Origin of the sequence: Psychrobacter muriicola 2pS, assembly GCF_904846535.1 — a bacterium.
Classification (GTDB): domain Bacteria; phylum Pseudomonadota; class Gammaproteobacteria; order Pseudomonadales; family Moraxellaceae; genus Psychrobacter; species Psychrobacter aquimaris.
In genome coordinates this window covers 286,648-311,349 of sequence record NZ_CAJHBC010000001.1, presented here as the reverse complement: position 1 = coordinate 311,349, position 24,702 = coordinate 286,648, and the positions used below count along the sequence as shown (strand labels likewise).

Sequence of the window (24,702 nt, the reverse complement as noted above, 5' to 3'; positions counted from 1 at the left end):
AATGCGAGGACTAGTGAATAATACTAGGTCGTTACCATACCATTAGATATGAATCACTGAAAACCATTCACTGATAATGCCAAGTCAATAGTAGTCATAACATCGTAAACAGTTGGCAGATAAGGGGTTATTCGACGCGCTCTACTATCGCCGTCTCAAACCAAGGTAGCTCTGTCTTATCCGCTTCCAATTTAGCAATAACGACTAACGCATGAGTCGCTGGCAAGCACTGATAATCAGCGTTTGCTTCAATACGAAGTAGTTGCTCATTGCTTTCAGCTTGTTCGTTTATACTGACTAAGGCTTGTTTATTGTTTTTATAGAGTACATCGATACGACCAAAAAACTGCCAATCTTTAAAAGCGGCTATGATAGCATCCGCTTCATTTTGGGTATAAAGTTGTTGGGTGTCTTTACCCGTATTGGTCCAATGCAAGCGTACGGCTAATTGCAGCGCCTCGCTAAAAACCACCAATGACCCCATGACTTTGACATGCCAAGGGCTGGTTATTAGTGCTTCGCTGATACCAATGAGCTTGGCAGCTTCATGAGGGCTCATGGGGGTATTGAACTGTGATAGTAGAGCGGGTGTGAGCGGATTTGCTAGTTTAATCGCGTCATTTAAACTGTCGTAATGATATAAAAACGGTAGTGGCAAATCTTGTGTCACCGTCTTTTTAGTGATTTTGCAATTGTGTATTTTCCAACCAATCGTCTTATCGCTCAGTACTTCAGCCAGAATGAGCGCGTTAGGCTCAATGCTTTGAGTAGGGGCTTGAGTCTCATTTTCAGTCTCAGCGCTACTTGGTTTTTGCTCACTATTGAACGCAGAGTCAGCTGTGGCAGATGTTTGCGCCACATGAGTAGGTTCTTTGTAAATGTCATTCATATTTGATTGAGTCGGCAAAGTAGACGAATCCATAAACATAGCATTGTTAAAGTAGGGGGTTAATATAACATCTAAAGCGCCTGACTCGCCAACCAAATTAGTGAGCTACTGCGATTAGCTTGTAGATTGCCAGTTTTTAATGACGAGTGCTATAGCCGCTTGTGCTTAAACGACATTTCGTCCACTATATTAATTACAGAGTGTCTAATCGCTTCTAAAAGCTATCGAGCAACTAATAGTCAAACAATTAAAGGACAAAATAATGACCCAAATCAATGAGCAAACCACATATGACGATAACAATATCTTTGCCAAAATGCTAAACGGTGATATTCCCTATCACAAAGTCTATGAAGATGATAAAACACTTGCCTTTATGGATATCATGCCGCAAGCAGAAGGTCATGTATTAGTCATACCTAAGCAAAAAGCCATTGATTTAGCAGACCTTGAGCCAGAATATGCCGCTGCGGTATTAATGACGTCTAAAAAGGTTATGCAAGCACAGCGTCAAGTGTTTGAGCGTGAAGGCATTATTCAGATGCAGTTGAATGGCTCACAAGCCGGTCAAACCGTATTTCATTATCATGTGCATCTGATTCCATCGAGCATTCATGAGCTGGGCCGCCATGCAGTGACCCAAGCCGATCATAAGGAGCTTGCAGATATTGCGCAGCGACTTGCTGCAGCAATTAGTGCTGAATGATATCAGCACCATACTTTATGGTTGGAAGGTCCATAGCTATTTATAGGTTTAAGTCATAAGTTGATAGCTTGGCAAGACGTATAAGATTAGAAGGCAACTAACAAGTTGCCTTTTTTATTGCCCAGTAATAATTGTGTAAGAATCGTTAAGTTATTGTTATAAATAAGCGCTCTTTCTAGGGTTTAGGCAAAGAGTATGTTACACAGTACGCTTACTTAACACTCAATACTCGATTCGTGCAGCATCAGTCGGTATTACCGCCGCTGTGCTGCTTTGGCGTTTTTTATATTGACAGTTTTTATGTTGATTGTTTTCAGGGATATCATTTTTATCACCTATTTCTTTGGCTTTGAGGATACCACTGCTTATGAGTAACGGTTCACGCTCTACCATTTTATTGCCGGTCTTTATACCCGCAGCGGTCATTATGCTGCTGCTGGTTATCGGTACCGCGATCAATCCTGAAGCAGCGGGGGCTCTGTTCAGTGATGTGCTTAGCTTCACGACCCAGACGTTCGGTTGGTTTTATATGCTGGCAGTGGCGTTATTTTTAATGTTTATTATTGTATTGGCATTTTCGTCTTATGGCAGTATCAAGCTGGGGCCTGATCATGCTGAGGCGGAGTATAAATTCCTCGAATGGTTTGCCATGCTTTTTTCGGCAGGTTACGGTATTGCTTTACTATTCTACGGGGTTGCCGAGCCAGTAATGCATTTTTCGAGTCCGCCAATGTCCGATCCGCAGACGATCGCGGCTGCAAAAGAGGCGATGCAAATTGCATATTTTCACTGGGGTTTTCATATTTGGGCGATTTACGGTGTGGTGGGTTTATCACTGGCATACTTTGCTTTTCGTCATGGTCTACCGTTATCAATACGCTCGACACTTTATCCGATTATCGGTGACAAGATTTATGGTCCTATCGGGCATACGGTCGATGTGTTTGCGATATTGGGCACGATGTTCGGTATTGCCACCAGTTTGGGCTTGTCAGTATCGCAAATCAATGCAGGACTCAACTATCTGTTACCAGATCTGATCCCAGTGAATACGACCGTACAGGTGATTGCTATTGCATTGGTGACAGCAGCGGCACTAGTATCGGTATTGGCAGGGATGGATAAAGGCGTAAAACGCTTGTCTATCTTAAATATGGTATTGGCGACTGCGCTGATGTTGTTTGTGTTTATTGTGGGCCCGACCATCTTTATTCTGAACGCCTTTATGGAAAATACTGGCAGTTATTTGGGTAATATTGTCGAGCGTACCTTTAGCTTACAAGCGTACGAAAATAGTGATTGGATCGGCAGCTGGACATTGTTTATCTTTGCATGGACGATTGCATGGGCACCTTTTGTGGGTCTGTTTATTGCTAAGATCAGCCGTGGTCGTACCATCCGTGAGTTTGTACTGGGTGTGATGCTCGTACCGACTTTCTTTACGTTCTTCTGGTTTGCTGTGTTCGGTGATACCGCGCTACATATGATTATGATAGATGGTTATACCTCGCTAATCGGTGACGTACAAGATAACCAAGCGATTGCCTTGTTTAAGCTATTAGAAAACTTACCGTTTACTGAGTTTGTGTCGTCATTGACCATTTTATTAATCATTACTTTTTTTGTGACGTCGTCGGATTCTGGCTCATTGGTGATCGATTCGCTAGCGGCGGGTGGTCGCAGTGATACACCATGGTGGCAGCGCAGCTTTTGGGTGGTAACCGAAGGTGCTGTTGCCGCAGTACTACTGATTGCAGGTGGCCTAACGGCGCTTCAAACGGCGGCTATTGTCAGTGCGCTACCGTTTGCGATTATCATTCTTATTTCAATGTTTGGCATGTGGCGTGCGCTGCGTATCGAGGGACATCGTAATCAGAGCCTTGGTAATGACAACAGACTACCACCGCATTTGCTAAAACCGTCTGCATGGCGTGAGCGTATCGATTATATGACCGATAAACCGACGCGTGATAAGGTTCTAAGTTATATCAAAGAAGTAATTATGCCTTCGATGATGGAAGTGTCGTCTAAATTTGCAGAAACAGGTTGGACGACTGAGGTCAACTACGACGCGGTCAATAACCGTGCGGTGCTTGAGTTGCAACGTGGCGACGATGTCGAATTTTGGTATGAGGTGCGCTTATCTGAGCATGATGTGCCCGACTATTATACTGAAGATATGGCCAATGAATTACCACAAGAGCACCATCATCGTGCTGAGGTATATTTGCGGCGTGGTGGTCAAACCTATGATTTATATGGCTATCAATCAGAGTCGGTAATTAACGATATTATTGATCAGTTCGAAAAATACCTACACTTCTTAAATGTGTCGCCAGATAGTTTGCCATGGCGCATGCAAGAGCATGATGATGACATCACGCTAGAGCAGGGAAGTGTGCTTGATAAATAATGCATTGACTGTATTAAAAATGAGTATTGCTTATGCAAGCTATTCACGTTAATAGCTTGCAATAAACGCAGGAATCCTTAGAATAACGGCTTGTTTTCTTTACAAATCAAGCCGTTTTTTTTATGTCTATTGATTCTCCCGTTTTATCTTCGTCCTCGACTTTGTCTGACCATCCATTGTTACAGCCATTGAACATAGGTGGTCTAACGATTGAAAACCGTTTGATGGTCGCACCGATGGCAGGCGTGACGGACAACCCTTTTCGCCGACTATGTAAATCATTTGGCGCAGGTCATGCGGTCAGCGAGATGATCATCGCTGATACGGCGCTTTATGCACGCAAAAAATCATTATATCGTGCCAATTTCGACAATGAGATTGCGCCTATTTCTGCACAGATAGCAGGCGCAGAACCAGAAAAATTGGCTGAAGCGGCTCGTTATCAAATCGATAATGGCGCGCAGATTATCGATATCAATATGGGTTGCCCTGCCAAAAAAGTTTGTCGTAAGCTGGCAGGTTCTGCCTTGCTACAAGATGAGGATTTGGTCGCGCGTTTACTCGACGCGGCGGTCAACGCCGTCGATGCACCTGTCACATTGAAAACAAGACTAGGATTTGAAAATGGTCGTGAGAATATTTTACGTGTGGCGAAGCGAGCAGAGCAAGCAGGTATTGCCGCAATTGCCATTCATGGGCGTACGCGTGAGGACATGTATACTGGCGAGGCGCGTTACGAGCTGATACGCGAAGTCAAAGAAAGCATCAACATTCCAGTCATTGCTAATGGCGATATCGATAGTGCGCAAAAAGCACAGCGTGTCTACGAGTTAACAGGCTGTGATGCTGTGATGATTGGTCGGGCTGCTCAAGGGCAGCCATGGATATTTCGCGATATCGAGCATTTTTTGCGTACTAGCGAGCGTCTGGATGCACCTAGTGTCAGTGAGATAAAAGAGATCGTACTGGCGCATTTGCAAGAGTTATATGACTTTTATGGCGAGTATTCAGGTTGCCGTATCGCTCGCAAGCACATTGCTTGGTATACGACAGGCATTCCAAATTCGAACGCTTTTCGCCAAGCGATGTATGGTGAGGAAAGCACCGCTGGACAGTTTCGCGTGGTCGAAGATTTTTTGCAGGCGCACGAATAGCGAGTGAGCAGACGGTTCATGCTAAGCGCCTGTTAAATAATTAAAAAGTCTTTAAAGCTCGTCCACTTGAGCGGTCTTTGGTTCTTGTTTGAGTGCTGTATTTTTGTTTTGCCAAGGAAATTTACCTTCTAATTCTACTTGTAGTGACAAGCTCAAAAAAGTCCGAATGAGTACGATAAAACCTAGTACTAGGACGCTGCGTAACGTCGGTTCTGTGACGACAGTCGCCATAATATCAGCGGCGATGAGGACTTCTAATCCTAATAAAATAGATTTACCTACAGTTTGTCTGATTTCGATATAGGTCTTGTGGTTAAAACCACCGGTTAAGCGAATCCCTCGATAAAAAGCAAAAAGAAGTCCAAAAAATATAATAAGTACGCCAATGACTTCGACTATCTTGGCAATTAAATCAATGTAATGAGCTAAAGTTGCAATCAAAATAGATACTCCTTATCCATGCTTGGTGAAAAGCGTAAGTTTGAGCAATGCTACGATTATACCTTCATCAGTCTTTATAATCGCCAAAGTATCTGGCTGATTCGGCTGTTTTCTTCACTTCAAGCCATGCTTTTTTGCTATGCTATAACCAAACATTCATAGGCATAGAACCAACAAAAAGGATTTTTTATGGCCAATCCCTCAAAAAAAGCAATAAACAAAGCGGTCAAAGATAAGCATATCATTATCACAGGGGCATCAAGCGGTATTGGTGAGCGTACAGCGTATTTACTCAGTGAGTGCGGTGCGCATGTTATCTTATTGGCACGTACCGAAGACAAATTAAAAGCTGTTAAAGAAAGTATCGAGGAGCTTGGTGGCAAGGCCAGTTATTATCCTTGTGATTTGACCAATATGAATGAGATTGAAACAGTTGGTGAACAAATTTTAGCAGATTTTGGTCATGTTGATGTTTTAGTAAATAATGCTGGTCGCTCAATTCGGCGCTCGGTTCACGAGTCTATTGATCGTTTCCATGATTTTGAGCGTACCATGGACATCAATTACTTTGGCGCCGTTAAAATAGTTCTTGGGTTTTTGCCGACGATGATTGAGCGTCAGACTGGTCAAATTGTTAATATCTCGTCTATTGGCGTACTGGCAAACAGTCCACGTTTTGCCGCTTATGTCGCATCGAAATCAGCATTGGATGCTTTTAGTCGCTGCTTAGCTGCCGAAGTAAAAGGCGATAACGTCACGATTACCAATATCTTTATGCCATTGGTACGCACGCCTATGATTGAGCCTACTAAGTTATACCGCTATATGCCTGCGCTTATGCCTGATGAAGCAGCGATGATGGTTGCAAAAGCGATTGTTCATAAACCAAACAGTATTGCCAGCAACATGGGTAAGTTTGCATCAGCCACTTATTCATTAGCACCAGCGATCAACGTTGGCATTCAATCGATGGGTTATCGTATTTTCCCAAGCACCCGCGCTGGACTGACTGCTGATAAAAAACCAAACCTTGCTCAACGTGCCTTTGCAAGAATTCTACCGGGCGAACATCATTAGAATATGCCTTTATTAGCCTTGAGTTAAAATACAAAAAGGATGCTGCGGTATCCTTTTTTAATGTTTCAAAAATTATAAATAATCATATAAATGGGTAGGATGGTGGTGTTCTTTTGGGTATGTATTTGTGATCGTCAAACTTACTAACATATAGTGGATTCAAATTACTATTCATTGGTGTACGGCGTATTTTTTCTAAAACATAGTCTAAATTTATTATGCCACTACAGGTACGATAAAAAAGACATATACAAAAGACAGCAGATATATAATTATAGTATCTAAAGTATGGGTAAGGAAAACATGGATATCGAAAGCGGTACCGCTAATCAAATCGCTAATCAAATCGCTAATCAAATAGAAATAATCTATGAAGATGAATTTTTGGTGGCGATTAATAAAGAGGCTGGTCTATTGGTGCATCGCAGTTGGCTGGATAAAGGCGAGACGCGCTTTGCCATGCAACTCACCCGTGATGCGGTAGGTTGTCATGTATTTCCGGTGCATAGATTAGACAAGCCTACATCAGGTGTGTTGTTGTTTGCCAAGAGCCCAGCCTTGGCGCGCAGCCTGACCGAGGCTTTTACTGAACACAGAGTTACCAAGCAATATTTAGCCGTGGTGCGTGGCTATATGTCAGAACAAGGCACCATTGATTATGCGTTGAGCTTTCAACCCGATGCCATCGCCGATAAGTTTGCCGATTTGGACAAACCCGCTCAAGAGGCGGTGACCCATTGGCAAAGTTTGGCACAGGTTGAGCTACCATTTGCCGTATCAAAAAAGCATGACACGAGCCGCTATAGTCTTGTGCGCTTGACACCCGAAACTGGGCGCAAGCATCAGCTGCGTCGGCACATGCGACATGTATTCCATCATATCGTGGGTGATACCAGCCACGGTGATATACGGCACACACGATTTTTTCGTACTCACTATGACTGTACGCGCATGCTGTTGCATGCTCAGACTTTAGCGCTCAGCCATCCCGTCACTGGTGAGCCATTATTACTAAAAGCGAAATTAGACGACCAATGGATGCGTATCTTAGAAGAGTTTTCTTGGGTAGACAGCGCTAAAGATTGAGCTATTTATTTCTAAATATTTTTTATCTTCTCGCCTAGTGTACTTGTGGGTGTACTTTGCGAGAGTCATTCGAGGTTTTCAATGCTGAAACAACATCGACAAGCACTAGTGGTTGAAGGCGGCGGCATGCGTGGCGCATTTAGCAGCGGTGTCTTAGACGCCTTTTTACAACAACAATTCAATCCTTTTGATCTTTGTGTGGGGGTCTCCTCAGGTTCAACTAACGTTGCTAACTATTTGGCTGCACAACAAGGTCGCACCCTGCACATTTACTTGGATCATTCCCTTCGATCTGAATTTATCCACTATGGCCGTTTCCTTAAAGGTGGTGACTTACTGGATTTAAAGTGGATGTGGGATGTAGTCGAACAGGAATATCCACTGAATCAGGCACAATTATTTGCCCATCATGCTGAGTTCTACATGGTATTAACACATGCTATTTCAGGAGAGGCTACCTACATCAAAGCGGCTAAAGACAATATTTTGGATGGATTAAGAGCATCAAGTTCTATCCCAGTGTTGACTCGACAGGCGGTCGAGATATGTGGCGAACCTTACTTCGATGGTGGTGTGGCAGATGCTTTGCCCGTACAGTGGGCAGCTGGGCAAGAGCGTATTGATAAGCTCATGGTCATACGTACCCGCCCACAAAATTACTCTAAAGCAAGCAGTAAAGGCGATCAGCTGTTGGCTAAATATTATACTAAGCAACGACATGGTTTTGCCCAAAGCTTGTTGACGCGAACCCAACGCTATAACGACTCGGTACAATTTTTACAGACTCCATCATCACAGAAAATTTTAGAGATTTGTCCACCCAACTTAAAAAACATGGCGAGTCGATTATCCAAAAATAAAGCTAAAATCCGTTATAGCTATGATGTAGGACTAGAAGTTGGACACAAAGCGATGGAAGATTGGCATAAGCTTTAATCTAGGGAGTGTTCTAGAAAAACCGATGCCAATATTGTTAGGGCACGCTAATAAGCCTTAATTGGAAATCACCTAATTAGGTATACCCTAATGGACTTAGCTTATGACATGTTTAAATATATTTATAGATCATTCAAAATAGATCATTCAAAATAGATCATTCAAAATAGATCATTCAAAATAGATCAACATAATGGAACTACTGAAAACAGGCTATAGAAAATATAGCACTTCAGTATCCTTTTTTATTTAGCCAAACACCCGCCACAATATCCAAAATAGTCCGGCCATAATAATTGCAATAACCAACAGCCGCTTTAGCCAATAGGGTATCAGCGGTTTTTTGTATCCTAAATTATTAAGCTGGCTGTCCACCCCATTTTGTAGGCTCTTGAATCCTCGACTCTGCTTAGTCGTTTTGACGCGATTTTTTATCAGCTGTCCAGTCTCATCCTCAGCATCTTGCTCTCTATCAAAGCTAATAGCATGGTTAGGAATGCCTTGCTTGCTGGCAATAGTGTTGAGTTTTTGCTGCTGCTTCACCTTTAGTTGTGTCTCATAGGCATCAATCCTATTTTTGGCTTCATCCATGCTAATGTTTTCATCGGCCGCCAAAGTCTTGATCGCCATCACTAAATTGTTTTTTTCGATCATCATGATGACCGCTTTTGGCAGCTTTGGATTGACTGGTTTTGAGCTAGGGTCGGGGTTAAACATGACTGTCCTTATAGCGATATGAAAAATAGGCATCGATAGTGTTGATTATTATAACCATTTTACAGCAGTAATATTCAAGCAAAAAAAGACCGCAATCATAACAATGACTGCGGTCTTTTAATATCTATCCTTTATCAACATTTCTGCCAATTTTTGATAGGTTATAGATCTTTCCAGCGTTGGATAGATTCTTTGATGACTTCTTTCGCTTCTGCGACATCACCCCAAGACTCAACCACAGTCGTACCTGGTTTTTTCAGGTCTTTATAGTGGCTGAAATGGAACTCTAACTGGTTGATCAGCTGTTTTGGTAGATCATCTAAGCTGTTATAAGCATTGCCTGTATCGCGGTCGTCAGCAGGTACAACAACGATCTTGTCATCGACTTCGCCATCATCAACGAACTTCATCACACCAATGACTTTGGCTTTTAGGAAAATACCCGTTGGTAGCGGCTGCTCAGTCAGCAATAATACATCAAGCTCATCACCATCTTCGTCAAGCGTTTGCGGGATAAAGCCATAGTTGCAAGGCTTGGCAAAAATCTGTGGATCAATACGATCAAGCTCGAACACAGCCAATTCGCGATTCCACTCAATTTTATGGCTGCTACCAGCTGGGATTTCTACTACTACGTTGATAATGCCGCCGTCTACGTCGCCTGCATCTAAAATTTTATTAAAATCTGCCATAAAGTGCTCCAATTTGCTTTTGTTTTAAGTGTTTGAATAATAAGTGATGATAAAAGGATAACGTCGCGGCATGGCGATATTATCACTGTGCCCAATTCGTGCCGTCTGCGATTATAACAAGTTTGACTCAAATTTTCTCACAATGCTTAAGTCTAAGCGTGCACGATATTATGCAAAAAAAGATTATGCAAAACTGGACTCAAAGAACTCATTTGGGCGCGAGTGCTCGTAGCTCAATGAGTCCGGCATGACGCTTAGCAATATTATCAATAAGCTTTTGAGTAACCACCTCATAGCTTAATAAATCGCTTATTGGCTGAGTGGTGTGAACCTCTGACTCTTTTTGCATATCCACGAAATCAGACAGGCGTAACATTTGCATACCCGCATAACCGCAAGGATTAATGGCATTAAATGCGGACAAATCACAATTTAAATTAATCGCGATACCATGATAGCTAAATCCATGTTTAATTTTGAAGCCTAGTGACGCCATTTTCCCCAGCATGATTTTATCATCGAGGAAGGTGCTGTTGGCTGGTGCATCGGCATCGTCACTGTCATCTGCTACAGAAGTATCAGCATATAGATAAACGCCGGGTGCGTCACGGCGCGCATGGGCGCTAATGGTTGTAGGGTCTGATGAAGAAGGGTTTTGCAAACAGTCATTAATGACATCTTCGATTGCTTGCTCGGCATGCGAGACCAAGTTGCGCACACTCCAGCCCAAGCTATTCAAATCGAACAACCAATAAAGGACCAGCTGCCCGTGACCATGCCATGTCACTTGACCACCGCGATCAGTTTTTATAATAGGTGTATTGGTGCGTTGTAAGATGTGCTCTTCTTTACCTGCTTGCCCTAAAGTATAGACATCATTGTGATCGACGATCCATAATTCATCAGGTGTGCGCAGTCCTTGCTGTTTTTTTAAGTCAATACGTGCGAGAGTACGTGCTAGCATCGCATCGAGAGTAGGAACGTAATCGGCTGCTGCTAGAGATTTGCTGATCAGTGTGTCATTAAGCTGTTGCGTGTTATTTTGCATGAGAGTCACAGTCTTATGGTTATCTGGTTCAAAGATGTTTATCGCTGATGTTAAGTATTGATATCGATAGTGAGTGTAGCAGTTTTTGAGATTGGTACCCAAGATTATCTCTTGTCACGCTGTAAAATCCAACAATTAAAACACTGGTAAATGCCCTAGAGAAGTAGCCATAATAAGGACAAGTCTTTAGCACTTAAAATAAAATTCCTAGCATCGCTATGAATGTTGGCAGACACTTATGCCATACAGACGCAGTAGTCAACTTAAGGTGCTGTTCATTGATTGGTTGATGCGCTACATTAAAGTGTAATGAATGGAATCGCATTACTTATATTCAGGGATTAGCATTGATGTCATCCACTGACTAGAAATACAGAGTCTCTAACCCAATATAGAATATTGACTCCAACGCATGTGACAAGGAAGATAAATGACAGATAATAATCAAAACATGAATGAGCAAACCTCAATCGACACGGATATGTTGCAGCAAAAATCGCCTAAAAAGCCTAGCATTGCCAATACGGTTGATGAGATGCAAGCGCAATTTTCACGCTTACAAACACTCAGTCGCACGCAGCCAATCAATGACTGGGCCACCCGTGAAACCCAACTAGACAGTCTAGAGGTTATGCTGAGCGATAACCAAGCCAGTTTCGCCAAAGCGATCAGTGCCGACTTTGGTTATCGTAGCGAATCAGAGACCCAGTTTGCCGAGTTGTTTCCTAGCTTTACGGGTATCAGCCATGCCAAAAAGCATGGTAAAAAATGGATGAAAGTGCAGCGCGCTTCTATTTCAGCGCTGTATATGCCAGCGCATAATGAAATTCAGCCTCAACCATTGGGCGTGGTTGGTATTATGGTGCCTTGGAACTATCCACTATTTTTAGCAGTAGGGCCAATGATTGATGCACTCACTGCTGGCAACAGAATTATGATCAAGATGAGTGAAGCGGCACCGCAGTTCGCCCAAGCATTCGCCAGTGCGATTGCCCGTTATTTTTCACCAGACATGATTTGTGTGGTACTGGGTGAAGTAGACATCGCCGTCGCTTTTAGTAAGTTGCCTTTTGATCATCTGCTATATACAGGCTCTACTGCTGTGGGTAAAAAGGTGATGGCTGCTGCCGCACCTAATCTGACGCCAGTGACGCTTGAGCTGGGTGGTAAGTCACCAGTAATTGTATTAGATGATGCAAACTTAGAGTCTGTGGTCAATCGAGTGATGATGGGCAAAACGCTGAACGCTGGTCAGACCTGTATTGCGCCTGATTATGTACTGATTCAGCGCCAATATCATCAAGAGTTTATCCGTTTGGCGAAAGAGTGGATGGAAAAGCACTATCCAAATATTGAGAACAATCCAGACTACTCACGCATCATCAATGGTGAGCAGTTTAAGCGTGTCAAAGGCTATCTAGATGCGCTATCGGGCGATGAGATACATAAGCTTACTAATGCTGATGCTAATATCGAAACGCGTCTAATGCCACCCGTTATCGTGAGTGAACCTGCCCCTGACAGTGACGTGATGCAGGACGAGATTTTTGCGCCGATTTTGCCATTAATGCATTACGAGACACTAGATGACGCGATTCAGTTTGTCAATAAGCGACCACGCCCACTAGCACTATACGTTTTTGGTGATAATTATAGCGGCCTAGAAAAAGTACGTAACAAGACGGTCTCTGGTGGCCTATGTATTAATGAAGTGCTGATACATGTTGCCCAGCATGACTTACCGTTTGGCGGGGTTGGCGACTCAGGGACTGGTGCTTACCATGGCAAAGCGGGATTCGAGCGGCTAAGCCATATGAAACCAGTATTTGTACAATCCAAGTTGAATGGATTGAATTTGTTGTTGCCACCTTATGGCGGGTTATTTAAAAAGGCTATGGCAATGTTTTTAAAATAACGAATGCTAAAGCGGGCAAAGTTGAAGTCGCTTTTATTCAAGTAAGAAAGCGTATTTGGTCCTTGTGAATAATCATAGCAGCAACGTTAAAAATAGCATCTACCTCGGTAGATGCTATTTTTTTGTATAAAAGTAAGCCATAAAAAATTAATGAGCATTTGTCATCTTGTCTATAAATCGCTACACTTTGTAGTAAGTCTAAACGATAGCTGTGTTAATTTTAGATGAATACACCGCTTCGTCATGAACGACTGAATAAGTTATCAACGATTAAATGAGTTATAAGCAATACATGCTTGGTTTCAAGTATCAGTATGATTGAGCTAAGCGTTAATTATTAATAATAAAATCATGAATAGGATATCCTATGCGCCAATGGATTGCGTTAAGCTTATTATTGATAAGTTCGTTGTTATTTCCTTTATCAGCGTCCGCAGAATGTGAGACCCCGATCAAGTTTGGCGCGTTGACATGGGAGAGCGGGCAATTTAGCACAGGCATCCTCAAATACATCGCTGAAGGTGGCTATGGCTGCACGACTGAAGAAGTGCCAGGTGCCGATCCAGCACTCAACAGTGCGCTAGCACAAAATGATATCCAAGTAGTCAGTGAACGTTGGGACGGACGTTCTCCCGCTATGGAAAAAGACATAGCAGATGGCAAGATAGATATCATTGGCGATACGCTAAAAGGCGGGGCCACTCAAGGCTGGTACGTCCCGCAATATGTAATAGATGATAATCCTGGCTTACGAAGCTATCAAGACTTACCTAAATATGCTGAGCTGTTTAAAGATCCTGAAGACCCAGATAGATCACGCTTTATTAATTGTCCTACCGGTTGGTCCTGTGAGGTATTTAATACACGTTTACTTAAAAACACTGGTTTAGATAGCACCTTTAATAATGTGCAACCTGGCACAGGCGCTGCGCTTAACGCCGAGATTGCTTCCGCCTTTGAGCAACGTAAGCCGTTATTATTCTATTACTGGCAGCCGACTGGTCTTATCGCCAAATATGACTTTGCAGAGTTGGACTTTCCAGCTTATGACGATGCCTGTTGGCAAGATCTACTGGTCGCGAATGGCACTTCCGATTGCGTGAGCGACTTTGCGGTTTCGCCTTTAGCTATCGCGGTATCTAGACAGTTTGCTACTGATAACCCTGAGCTATCGGATGCTTTTGCAAAAGTGCAGTTCACCCCTGATCAGCTTAACGGCGCAATTTTAGAGATGGATGAGAATAAGCGTAGCGGCGATGAACAAGCAGTCGAGTTTCTACGTAATAACCCTGATGTTTGGCAAGCATGGTTGTCTGATGAAGCAGCCACTAACCTTGCTGCTAAGTTAGGCATTAGCTTAACGGGCGCTGCTATCACTGCTGATACAACTGCCTCTAGTGCTAACCGACTAACCCCATTATCAAGCTTTCCTTCTTGGTCACTTGAGACGCCGCTTAATAATACATTATCAAGCGTCGTCCAAAATTATGGCGATGTGTTTCGTAGCATCAGTACCATGGCATTAACCTATCTATTGTTACCCATTGAGCGTCTATTAACCGTTATGCCGCCTTGGCTAATTATTGCGCTGGTAACCGTATTAGCATGGTTTGGTGTCCGCAAAATATGGTTTGCGCTGGCATGCGGCGTAGGACTGTTTTTAATTGGCGCATTTGGACTGTGGGGCGCACTGATTGATACCTTTGCATTGCTCATCGTATCTGTGTTGGTTACGGTGGTAATTGGTATTCCTATGGGTATTGCTATGTCAGGTAGTCAAATTCTTCGCAAGGTTGTGACGCCGATACTGGATGTGATGCAGACCATGCCAAGTTTTGTCTATTTGATACCTGTATTGATGTTATTTGGGATTGGTAAAGTGCCTGCGTTATTTGCCACCATTATTTATGCCTTGCCACCACTGATTCGGCTAACGACATTGGGGATTACTCAAGTCAATCACGAGATGGTCGAAGCAGGGCGCTCGTTCGGTAGTACGCACTTGCAGTTACTCATTTGGATTAAATTGCCGCAAGCATTACCCAGTATTATGGCGGGCGTGAATCAAGCCGTGATGATGTCGCTCTCTATGGTGGTACTCGCCTCTATGATTGGCGCACCGGGGCTTGGCGAAGATGTGTTGCAATCGATTCAAACGCTTAATATCGGTCAGGGCTTGCAAGCAGGCACGGCGATTGTCATCGTTGCCATTATCATTGACCGCATTACGCAAGCGTTCGGTCAAGGTAAGCGTGCTCGGCAAAAAACCATCGATGCTGGCAGGCATCCCATTGGTTGATTATTAATCATAATGATAACTAGAAAAATAAAAATGAGAGCCATCATGAATCATATTCAATTGGAAAATATCAGCAAGATTTATAACGCCAGTAGCTCGCAGGCAAGTTCTGCATTGGCATTACTAGCAGAAGGTATGGATAGTATTCAGGTAAAGGAACAAACAGGCTATTCGGTCGGGCTTTATGATATCAATTTAAGCGTTAAAGCAGGTGAGCTGCATTGTATTATGGGCTTATCAGGTTCAGGGAAATCAACCTTGATACGCCATATCAATCGTTTGATTGACCCAACTAGCGGTAAAATATGGGTTGATACTTCTATTAATGCGAAGCCGTCTACTAATACTAAGCCCTCCACTAATGCCAAATCCTCTACTGATTTATTAGAAAATGGAAAATCATCGTCTGCTATCAATATTTTAGAACTAAATGATAAAGCGCTACAGCATTATCGCCAGCAGACAATCAGTATGGTTTTTCAGCATTTTGGTTTGGTGCCACATATGACAGTGATGCAAAACGTCGCTTACGGTTTGCGGGTGCGAAAAATGAGTATCAAAGAACGCCACGAGGTTGCTCGGCACTGGCTCAATGAAGTTGGGCTATCAAATTTGGAGAAAAGCTACCCTGATGAGCTGTCAGGAGGGATGCAGCAGCGTGTGGGGCTGGCGCGTGCCTTGGCAACTGATAATCCGATATTGCTGATGGACGAGGCTTTCTCTGCTCTTGATCCCCTCATTCGTGCCCAATTACAAGACCAACTACTTGAGCTACAAGCACGGCTAAATAAAACCATCGTCTTTATCACTCATGATATCGATGAAGCGATTAAGGTCGGTCAGCGTATTAGTATTTTAAATGGCGGGCGTTTGGTACAAACGGATACACCCAGTGAATTGCGCCATAACCCCGCTGATGATTATGTGGCTCAATTTATGCGTGCCAAAATTTAATTTAAAAATAACACGATGTTGTTTTATAACATGCTGTTTTATAAATTGCACCTGCAAAATGACAGATTTCTGTCTATATCGTCATTCTTACACTGTTGTTAAAAAAGTGTAGTAACCCGTTAGTTACTATTAAAGTAAACTCCATCATCAATGTATACTGTTAAGATACTCTAATAGTGTGTCAGCTTTGCTAAAATCTCGATTTATCCACTCTCATTGATCACGTAAGAAGACCATTAGCGAGCACACAAACTCAGTTCATGATCGTAAGACTTCGTAAAAAGGACCTCTCATGCCGCATAAGAAAATTCGTCATAATAGTCGTAGTAAGATTAACAAGTTAGCGACAGGCTCATCACCTGATTCATCATGTTGGTTGAAGAACGTCAGTGCTGTTGGTATAACGACAGTGCTGAGCGCTGGCATATTAGTCGCTTGTGGACAAATGAGTAGTGCGGAGAGTAATGCAAGTAGCAGTACTAAATCAGCCAAGCAAAACAGTGGTGTGACTAGCTCACGTGACATGCTGCCCTCTGATATGCTTGGACAAATGCAAGCACTGCCACAATTAACAAAAGGCTTAGGTGATACGGGCACAGCAGTCATTGATCCTAATAAACCGACATTGATTAAATTTTGGGCAAGCTGGTGCCCATTATGCTTGGGTACGTTGGCAGAAACCGAAGAATGGCGCACCGATCCCAAGTTCGCTGATTTAAATGTCGTTACTGTTGTCAGTCCCGGTCATCTAAACGAAAAAGCCGATAACGACTTTAGCACTTGGTATGCAGGCGTCCAAGCTGACTATCCAAAGTTACCAGTATTGTCTGACGCTTCAGGCGAGCTGATTAATAAGCTTGGCGTGCAAGTTTATCCAAGCTGGGCGATACTCGATAAAAGCGGTAACTTGGTGCATTTGGTAAAAGGTAATATATCGGCAAAGCAAGCCTACGCCCTCGCTGAAAATGCCAATAATGATTTTGCTGAGCTTAAAGCAGGTAGTGCTAAACCAGCAAACGCGCAAACATTAGACAACAACAGTAAAATTGAAACCATCAAACAAAAAGATGGCGTTTATTATAACGATAAAGGCAAAGCGATTAATACGCGCTCAATCTATTTGGCAGGTGGCTGTTTTTGGGGCGTAGAAGCTTATATGGAGCGCGTCGAGGGTGTCGTCGATGCAGTATCAGGCTATGCCAATGGCGATACTGCCAATCCAAGCTACGAGCAAGTGATTCGTGGCTCAGGTCATGCCGAAGCCGTCAAAGTCACTTACGATGCGGACAAAACAGACCTTGATACCATCTTAAAATACTACTTCCGCGTGATTGATCCAACGAGCCTTAACAAACAAGGCAATGATCGCGGTGTGCAGTACCGCTCAGGCGTTTATTACACTGATAAAGAAGATAAAGCAGTGATTGATGCCGCACTCAAGCGCGTGCAAAGCCAGTATAAGCAAAAAGTTGTGGTAGAAAATGAGCCGCTAGACAATTTCTACTTAGCTGAAATGTATCATCAAGATTATCTGGCAAAAAATCCAAACGGCTATTGTCATGTTGATTTAAGTTTGGCTGATGATAAGCCAGAAGGCACCGCACGTACCAAGCTTGCGCCTGTGAGCACGGTTGCTGAGACCTTAGATCCTAAGCGTTATGCGGGATTTGATAAAGGTGCATTAAAAAATACATTGACCAAAGCCCAGTATAATATCACGCAAGATGCTGGTACTGAGCGCGCCTTTAGTCATGAATATGATAACTTGTTTGCGCCAGGTATATATGTCGACGTGGTGAGTGGTGAGCCACTGTTCTTATCAACCGATAAGTACCAGTCTGGTTGTGGTTGGCCGAGCTTTACCAAACCGATTGATATGCAAGTCATTACTCAGCATGAAGATACCGCCTTTAATATGGTACGTACTGAAGTTCGTTCGCGAGTAGCAGACTCACATCTGGGTCACGTATTTCCAGATGGGCCAAAAGATCGTGGCGGTCTGCGCTATTGTATCAATGGTGGGGCGCTACAGTTTATCCCTGTCGATGTGATGCCGCAGTCAGGCTATGCGCCATTAGTGAAGTTGGTTAAGCCTGCAAAACCTTAATTATTAATATTGATAATCGACTATAAAAAAGACGTTAAGAGGATTCTTAGCGTCTTTTTTATAGTTTATGCATTGAGTATAAATACTATCACAGTACACGGGTTCTTTTTATTATCGTTATATTTTTGCTGTTATAGCCGTTGAATTATGAAAAACCAACCAAACTTCGTTATACTCAAAAGCTGAGAGTTTTCTATTATTAACACCTTTATGGTTACGTATACCTATTTCGTCGCTGGATTTGTTTGGCGGCTTTTCATTTTTGTATTTAAGGCTGTAACATGACCGTTACTCATACCTCTAAACCTTTTGAACCTATTATTACGTCTTTACTTGATAATGATTTATACAAATTTACGATGTTGCAAGCCATGCTGCATCAGTTTCCACAGACACATGGTGTTTATCGCTTTCGCTGTCGTAATAACAAAGACGCGCTGTATCCATTGGCTGATATTAAAGAGGCGCTAGAGCAGCAACTAGACAATTTATGTGAATTGCGATTTTTAGAGGATGAACTAGAATACTTACGTGGTTTGCGGTTTATGCGCTCAGACTTCGTTGACTATCTAGAATTGTTTAAGTTGAAACGTCGTTTTATTACCGTCAGTACGGATGATAAAGGTCGCTTATTTATCGATATCGAAGGGCCGATGATTCAAGCGATGTTCTTTGAAGTATTTGTACTCGCGATCGTTAATGAGCTATATTTTGATGCGCTATCAAATGCCAGTGTGATTGAAGAAGGGCAGCGTAGATTGGATGAAAAAGTCATATTGTTGCATCAGTATGCGACAGAGCAGGCAAAATGTGATGCTAATACCCCGCCATTAATTATCGCTGATTTTGGTACTCGTAGACGTTTTAGCAAAGCTTGGCAAGCCCATGTGGTTGAGACCCTGCATAAAGCTGAACCAAAAATAGTGAGCGGCACTTCCAATGTTTATTTAGCAAAAAAACTCGGCATGACGCCAATCGGTACGATGGCACATGAGTTTATGCAGGCATTTCAGGCTTTGGATGTGCGTTTGCGGAATTCACAAACAGCGGCGCTTGAAGCATGGGTACATGAGTATCGCGGCGATTTGGGTATTGCGCTGACTGATGTCGTTGGCATGGATGCGTTTTTACGCGATTTTGATTTGTATTTTGCCAAGCTGTTTGATGGTTTGCGTCATGATAGTGGTGACCCGTATATCTGGGGTGATAAGGCGATTGCTCATTATAAAAAGCTTAAAATAGACCCAAGAACGAAGATTTTGACTTTTAGTGACGGTTTGGATTTGAATAAGGCTTGGGATTTACATCAGTATTTTAAAGGTCAAATAAAGACCAGTTTTGGTATTGGTACCAACCTCACCAATGACATGGGTATCACCCCGATAAATATCGTCTTAAAATTGGTTGAATGCAATGGGCAGCCGGTCGCTAAACTGTCAGACAGTCCAGGCAAGACCATGATCAATAATGATACATATCTTGCCTATTTGCGCCAAGTATTTGAGGTTGATGAACCTGAATAGAGCTTGTTTAACTGTCGCTACTTTCGGTTTTATCTTCTTCAGCGAAGGCTGCATCTAGTGCTTGCTGTACTGCATTGATGCGGGTTTCGCAAACGCGATAGGCAGCAATCGACTCTTCAACCGTTGTCATCAGATTATCAATATCTGGCTCATCTTGTTGCTGCAATTCAGCGGCATTGGTTTTTAGAATATCATAAGCCGCCTTAAAGGTTTTTGGGGCGGCTTTTTTGCGTCGGCGAGTAGGGGTTGTCATAAGGTTTCCTAGTTTTTAAAATAACGGTTAGAAGAGAAGGAATGGTTAGATAATACTTGATTGATTTGAATTGAGGACACGCCCTAGTGATTCATATTTACGTCAATAATCTGTGCTTTTGCTTTACCGTCCTTTAAGAGGATGTGCACCGTTTGTTCTGGATGGAGCTGCGTACTGCTGGTCAGTATCTGCTTGTCTTTTGCATCAGTAAGCATGGTATAGCCTTGCTTGAGCACCCGAGAAGGACGGTGCAGAAGCACAATATCACGCAGATGTTCGCTATCACGCTGTGCTTGTATTAACTGCTGCTGTGCCGAATGCATAATCGTTTTTTGACTATTTTGACTGGCGCTAGCAGCCACTGCTAACTGCTGATAGGCAGACGCTTGAGTTTTTGTGCGTAGCTCGCTGGTGAGTCTAGCGGCTTGTTTCACCTGTCGCTGGGCACTTTGCTGAATACTACGCCACGCGTAATCACTGTCTTTTTGCAGTGCCGTTAATTGACCAATCGTTTGTGATTGTATTTGGCTTAACTGGCGTGTCGTTTGTTGCTCAGCGGTGTTTAATTGACGCTGGGCTGCTTGCTTGATTTGCGCTTGGTATTGCAGCGTTTGAGAGACCAATTGGGCTAAATGCGTCATGATAGCGGCAATCACTTTTGACGGCGTATCAAAGCTAGTATGCGCCACTTCATCTAAAATCACTTTATCACGCTCGTGACCAATGCCAACCCAGACAGGGATGGGCTGCTCGGCAACGAGAGCTGCCAGCTCATAATCGTTGAGATACGCCAAATCACCGACTGCACCGCCGCCACGAATAATCACCAATAAGTCTGGTAGACGCTCATAAGTGTCGTAAAACTGCTGTTGGGCGTTAACGATTGCTTGGCGGATTTCGCTTGGTGCATGATTGCCCTGAAAGGTAGCGTTATGATAATGGAAATGACAGGCACCTGTGCGTGCTAAGCGATCAGCGTCGGCTTGAAAGTCGCCCAATCCAGCGGCTTTTTCAGGGGCGATGACCAGCACATGCTCAATATCAAATGGAACAGGTAGCTGTTGATTAAGGGTTAATAAACCTTCTCCCGTCAAGCGATCGACCATTTCTGCGTATTGCCGTGCCAAGTCGCCTAACGTGTAGCTAGGGTCGATATCTTCAATGGTGAGGGAGAATCCATACTGTGCGTGAAAGCCTGCCGATACTTTAAGCAATACCGTTAAATCACGGTCAAGCGGCATACCCGTTGCGCGCTCAAATTTTGCTAATACCCGCGCCGCTTTAAAGCGCCAGAGATTACCACGGCAGCTAGCGATAACTTTGCCTTCATCATCTTTTTCTGCCAGCTCAAAGTAATAATGCCCACCTTTGCTTGATAAATTGCGAATCTCGGCTTTCACCCATACACGGTGGTTAAAGGTTTGCTTGATAACCATATCAACGGCTGACAAATAGTCACTCAGCCGCAGAACGGTATCTTCTAAATTGACTTCGAGACTATTTTCTTGTTCAGCTAACTCGGCCTCCAAGGTCGCTAAATCTTTAGCAGGTTCTAAGACTTTAGCTGGTTTAATATTTGACAGGTTAGGTTTGCGCATAATAATAGACCAAAAGTGAGGAAGCTTAAAAACTGGCTGTTTATAGAGTAAGATTCATAAAAAATCAGAAAGGATAGTTTACCCCAAAAGCGACCACACAAAAAGAGAAGCCAATAAGTCAGCGATTAATATATTCTTATCGCTGACTTATTGGCTAAATGCTTTATGAGATAATAAGTGCTTTATGAAATAATGATTATTTTATTGGCAACGAAAGTTGATTGTATACTCGTAATCGTCATCACGTGATAAATCTGGCGAGCCAGTACCAAAGATTGAGCCGATAACCGCACCCGCTTGTCCAACCATACGGCCAGTACGTTCATCTAAAATACCGTTATAAGTGACTTTGTCATCGACAATGATAACTTGCTTACTTCTGCAAGTCTTTTGTGCGCTGTCTATCGCATTTTGCTGTGCTTTTACTTTGCTATCGGCGATACCAGTCGTCTCATAAATAGAGTTGGCGCGTTGGATAACTGGTGATGAAGGGGTAGTTTGGCAAGCACTGAGAGCGAGTGCTGCCGCTAAAGTAGCTGTCAGTGTTGCGGTTTTATTAATAGTATTCATAAACGATTCCTAATGTCTGTCAGTCATACGCAAAGTTGAATATCAAAACAAAGTTGATGGTATGCCATGTACGTATCGATCCAAATGTGGCTCAACAACTATGATGAATCTAACCTATTCGGCTCTGGGGTGTCTAGTCGGTTATTGTGTGCGGTATTGCAGAGACCTCACATATTCATAGGCGCTATTTACGTATTATGAGCGAAAATGAAAATAAGCTGCACTGTGACACAGCAAATCACTTGAAATATAAACCATATCTAGGATAATTGACCTATTCATTTTTAACCAATAAGTAATTTTATGCCATTAATTCCTGCTCCTGCTGGTGTGCTCGAAGTCGACGCGCTTTGGCAACAAGACAATCCTAACGATCCAAATACCGATACAGTGGCGTTATTGTGTCATCCCAATCCGTTATTCGATGGTACGATGAATAATAAAGTGGTGACGACGATGTATCGCTTTGCTCGTGATAATGGTATGCACGTGGTACGCTTTAACTTTCGCGGTGTTGGGCAGTCGACTGGCGAGCACGATTATGCGGATGGTGAAGTCGTAGATGCAATGACCGTGCTACAATGGATTGCAGAGCAAACCAATGCGCGCAAGTTATGGTTGGGTGGTTTCTCTTTTGGCGGTTATGTGACAGCACGGGTGGCTGAGCAGGTGCTTGAAGCCTCTCATATTTGGGGGCTAGACGATTTTGAGATTACTAAAATCGCTCTTATTGCGCCATCCGTTGAAAAAAACGACAGCAGTAATATAAGCTTACCAGCCGATAAAACTTTTGAGATTTATGGCAATGCTGATGAAGTGATTGACCCTGATAATATGAAAGCATTTGCGGAGCGATTAGGGATTGCTGTCAGCGTCGTGGATGGTGCAGGGCATTTTTTTCATGGACGTCTATCAGAGCTAAAAAGTTTATTAGAACAGCATACTTTTGGTAGCGACTCTTAGTTATTACCTAGTAATATTAGGATAGAAGCCCGCTATCAAGTCATGAGCTCTGATCGTTTTACTTTGATGAGTTCATGCAGAATCAACCATTACCTTACTATTTATTTTGTCTAATGATGAGTCGTATTATGAGTTTATCTCCATTGCAACGTTACGAGCAAGCCGTCAGTACGGACGAATTTACTCGAGATGAGCAGCAATTTAAGGCCATGAGCTATCTTGATGAGATACATCATCAGCTCATCAATAGTGCGCCACAGAAGAAAGGCTTTTTTAGCTTTTTAAAGTCTAAGCCGACAGCGCCAACGGGTTTGTATATGTGGGGCGGGGTAGGTCGTGGTAAAACATGGATGATGGATATGTTTTATGATTCATTGACCATTGATCGCAAGATGCGTCTGCATTTTCATCATTTCATGCAGCGCGTCCATCAAGAGCTAAACAAGCTACAAGGTGAGAGCGATCCGTTAGAAAAAGTCGCCGACATTATTCATGCAGAAGCAATTATTATCTGTTTCGATGAATTCTTTGTTTCTAACGTCTCCGATGCCATGATTTTAGGTGATTTGTTTACCATGCTGTTCAATCGTGGTATTACATTAGTCGCCACCTCAAATATTGAGCCATCAGGATTGTATAAAGACGGCTTACATCGTGACCGTTTTATGCCCGCTATCGCTGAAGTGGAGCGTCATACTACGGTGATGAATATCGATTCTGGTATCGACTATCGTTTGCGCGTATTGCAGCAGGCAGAGCTATATGAATCGCCAATGACGAAAGCGAATCACCATTGGTTAGCCAACCGTTTTGCCAGTTTATCTAATAACCAAAAAATCAGTAATGAGCCAATTACGATTAATGGCCGCGAAATCAGAATAAATGCTCGCACTGAAGATATTTTATTCTGTGATTTCCGTCATTTATGTATGGAGCCGCGTTCTGCGTCTGATTTCATTGAAATCGCTAAGCAGTTCAGCACAGTATTGGTCAATGCCGTGCCCGCCTTAGATGATGACTTACGTGATCCGACCCGTCGGTTTATTTATCTGGTTGATGAGTTTTATGATCGCCGTGTTAAGTTGCTGGTTAGAGCACAGCAGTCGATTTTGGACTTGTATCAAGGAGAGAAATTGGCGTTTGAGATTGAACGGACACGCTCGCGCCTGCTTGAGATGCAGTCAGAGGATTATCTGCGCATGGAGCATCGGGTCGATGATGCAGCATAATCAAAGCCGATGGTAATCTACAAGTTGTCGATTAAAACGCTCATGGTCTTCCATTCAAATCACTCACACTCAATACTAGGGTAAATGTTCATTGATTGAATTGAGCACACGCCCTAGCATGCGTTCGGCAAG

At 43.1% G+C, this 24,702-nt stretch carries 22 protein-coding genes; 13 read left to right on the top strand and 9 right to left on the bottom strand.

Features of this window, described 5'->3' with window-relative positions; genetic code table 11:
• Positions 1 to 127: 127 nt before the first annotated feature.
• Entirely contained in the window at positions 128 to 922 is a 795-nt protein-coding gene (locus JMX93_RS01295; protein ID WP_443557040.1) for a hypothetical protein, read from the bottom strand.
• Positions 923 to 1,151: 229 nt separating this feature from the next.
• On the opposite strand from JMX93_RS01295, the gene JMX93_RS01290 reads away from it, so the two are divergent.
• Positions 1,152 to 1,595 carry an HIT domain-containing protein gene (locus JMX93_RS01290; protein ID WP_496190509.1) on the top strand — a complete coding sequence of 148 codons (444 nt, stop codon included), beginning with the start codon at positions 1,152 to 1,154 and terminating at the stop codon, positions 1,593 to 1,595.
• A 222-nt stretch (positions 1,596 to 1,817) separates the two neighbouring features.
• Here the strand turns inward: JMX93_RS01290 and JMX93_RS01285 are convergent, their stop codons facing one another.
• Positions 1,818 to 1,988, bottom strand: a complete 171-nt coding sequence (locus JMX93_RS01285; protein ID WP_443509899.1) for a hypothetical protein — start codon at positions 1,986 to 1,988, stop codon at positions 1,818 to 1,820.
• Between JMX93_RS01285 and JMX93_RS01280 the strand changes: the two genes are divergently transcribed.
• The gene (locus JMX93_RS01280; RefSeq protein WP_499203611.1) at positions 1,963 to 4,008 is read left to right on the top strand and encodes a BCCT family transporter; all 2,046 of its coding nucleotides are present in this window, start codon (positions 1,963 to 1,965) and stop codon (positions 4,006 to 4,008) included. The genes JMX93_RS01285 and JMX93_RS01280 overlap by 26 nt on opposite strands.
• Positions 4,009 to 4,130: 122 nt before the next feature.
• Positions 4,131 to 5,162 (top strand): tRNA dihydrouridine synthase DusB, encoded by a 1,032-nt coding sequence (dusB, locus tag JMX93_RS01275; RefSeq protein ID WP_499203610.1) that lies wholly within the window; start codon positions 4,131 to 4,133, stop codon positions 5,160 to 5,162.
• Positions 5,163 to 5,213: 51 nt separating this feature from the next.
• On the opposite strand, the gene JMX93_RS01270 is transcribed toward dusB, so the two are convergent.
• The gene (locus tag JMX93_RS01270) at positions 5,214 to 5,603 is read right to left on the bottom strand and encodes a DUF1622 domain-containing protein (RefSeq protein ID WP_499203609.1); all 390 of its coding nucleotides are present in this window, start codon (positions 5,601 to 5,603) and stop codon (positions 5,214 to 5,216) included.
• 189 nt (positions 5,604 to 5,792) lie between these two features.
• On the opposite strand from JMX93_RS01270, the gene JMX93_RS01265 reads away from it, so the two are divergent.
• The 3 genes from JMX93_RS01265 (at position 5,793) to JMX93_RS01255 (ending at position 8,702) form a co-directional block, all read left to right on the top strand.
• A complete protein-coding gene (locus JMX93_RS01265) occupies positions 5,793 to 6,680 on the top strand; it encodes an SDR family NAD(P)-dependent oxidoreductase (RefSeq protein ID WP_193011045.1) in 888 nt (295 codons plus the stop codon).
• A gap of 303 nt (positions 6,681 to 6,983) precedes the next feature.
• Positions 6,984 to 7,766: a tRNA pseudouridine(65) synthase TruC gene (gene truC, locus JMX93_RS01260; RefSeq protein ID WP_499203741.1), complete on the top strand. Its 783-nt coding sequence runs from the start codon at positions 6,984 to 6,986 to the stop codon at positions 7,764 to 7,766.
• 81 nt (positions 7,767 to 7,847) lie between these two features.
• Positions 7,848 to 8,702, top strand: a complete 855-nt coding sequence (locus tag JMX93_RS01255) for a patatin-like phospholipase family protein (RefSeq protein ID WP_499203608.1) — start codon at positions 7,848 to 7,850, stop codon at positions 8,700 to 8,702.
• Between the two features lie 249 nt (positions 8,703 to 8,951).
• Here the strand turns inward: JMX93_RS01255 and JMX93_RS01250 are convergent, their stop codons facing one another.
• From JMX93_RS01250 to lipB, 3 genes are all read right to left on the bottom strand, one after another.
• Positions 8,952 to 9,419, bottom strand: coding sequence for a hypothetical protein (locus tag JMX93_RS01250; protein ID WP_499203607.1), 468 nt, complete (start codon positions 9,417 to 9,419; stop codon positions 8,952 to 8,954).
• 161 nt (positions 9,420 to 9,580) lie between these two features.
• Positions 9,581 to 10,111 (bottom strand): inorganic diphosphatase, encoded by a 531-nt coding sequence (locus JMX93_RS01245; RefSeq protein WP_198332004.1) that lies wholly within the window; start codon positions 10,109 to 10,111, stop codon positions 9,581 to 9,583.
• A 208-nt stretch (positions 10,112 to 10,319) separates the two neighbouring features.
• Positions 10,320 to 11,159 (bottom strand): lipoyl(octanoyl) transferase LipB, encoded by an 840-nt coding sequence (lipB, locus tag JMX93_RS01240; RefSeq protein ID WP_499203606.1) that lies wholly within the window; start codon positions 11,157 to 11,159, stop codon positions 10,320 to 10,322.
• Positions 11,160 to 11,589: 430 nt separating this feature from the next.
• On the opposite strand from lipB, the gene JMX93_RS01235 reads away from it, so the two are divergent.
• The 5 genes from JMX93_RS01235 (at position 11,590) to pncB (ending at position 19,957) form a co-directional block, all read left to right on the top strand.
• A complete protein-coding gene (locus JMX93_RS01235; protein ID WP_499203605.1) occupies positions 11,590 to 13,074 on the top strand; it encodes a coniferyl aldehyde dehydrogenase in 1,485 nt (494 codons plus the stop codon).
• 367 nt (positions 13,075 to 13,441) lie between these two features.
• Positions 13,442 to 15,373: a glycine betaine ABC transporter substrate-binding protein gene (locus tag JMX93_RS01230; RefSeq protein WP_499203604.1), complete on the top strand. Its 1,932-nt coding sequence runs from the start codon at positions 13,442 to 13,444 to the stop codon at positions 15,371 to 15,373.
• Positions 15,374 to 15,418: 45 nt separating this feature from the next.
• Positions 15,419 to 16,327 (top strand): ATP-binding cassette domain-containing protein, encoded by a 909-nt coding sequence (locus tag JMX93_RS01225; protein ID WP_499203603.1) that lies wholly within the window; start codon positions 15,419 to 15,421, stop codon positions 16,325 to 16,327.
• A gap of 292 nt (positions 16,328 to 16,619) precedes the next feature.
• Positions 16,620 to 18,434, top strand: a complete 1,815-nt coding sequence (msrAB, locus tag JMX93_RS01220) for a bifunctional peptide-methionine (S)-S-oxide reductase MsrA/peptide-methionine (R)-S-oxide reductase MsrB (RefSeq protein WP_499203602.1) — start codon at positions 16,620 to 16,622, stop codon at positions 18,432 to 18,434.
• Between the two features lie 281 nt (positions 18,435 to 18,715).
• A complete protein-coding gene (pncB, locus tag JMX93_RS01215; protein ID WP_499203601.1) occupies positions 18,716 to 19,957 on the top strand; it encodes a nicotinate phosphoribosyltransferase in 1,242 nt (413 codons plus the stop codon).
• Between the two features lie 7 nt (positions 19,958 to 19,964).
• On the opposite strand, the gene xseB is transcribed toward pncB, so the two are convergent.
• The 3 genes from xseB to JMX93_RS01200 all read right to left on the bottom strand — a co-directional run bounded on the left by xseB (position 19,965) and on the right by JMX93_RS01200 (position 22,378).
• Entirely contained in the window at positions 19,965 to 20,210 is a 246-nt protein-coding gene (gene xseB, locus JMX93_RS01210) for an exodeoxyribonuclease VII small subunit (RefSeq protein WP_443215279.1), read from the bottom strand.
• An 83-nt stretch (positions 20,211 to 20,293) separates the two neighbouring features.
• Complete coding sequence (gene xseA, locus JMX93_RS01205; protein ID WP_499203600.1) at positions 20,294 to 21,808, bottom strand: exodeoxyribonuclease VII large subunit; 1,515 nt, start codon at positions 21,806 to 21,808, stop codon at positions 20,294 to 20,296.
• A 201-nt stretch (positions 21,809 to 22,009) separates the two neighbouring features.
• A complete protein-coding gene (locus JMX93_RS01200) occupies positions 22,010 to 22,378 on the bottom strand; it encodes a hypothetical protein (protein WP_198331997.1) in 369 nt (122 codons plus the stop codon).
• A gap of 303 nt (positions 22,379 to 22,681) precedes the next feature.
• On the opposite strand from JMX93_RS01200, the gene JMX93_RS01195 reads away from it, so the two are divergent.
• Both JMX93_RS01195 and zapE read left to right on the top strand, forming a co-directional pair.
• On the top strand, positions 22,682 to 23,341 hold the full coding sequence (locus JMX93_RS01195) for an alpha/beta hydrolase (RefSeq protein ID WP_499203599.1): 660 nt from the start codon (positions 22,682 to 22,684) through the stop codon (positions 23,339 to 23,341).
• Between the two features lie 128 nt (positions 23,342 to 23,469).
• Positions 23,470 to 24,570, top strand: a complete 1,101-nt coding sequence (zapE, locus tag JMX93_RS01190) for a cell division protein ZapE (protein ID WP_198331995.1) — start codon at positions 23,470 to 23,472, stop codon at positions 24,568 to 24,570.
• Positions 24,571 to 24,702: the final 132 nt, after the last annotated feature.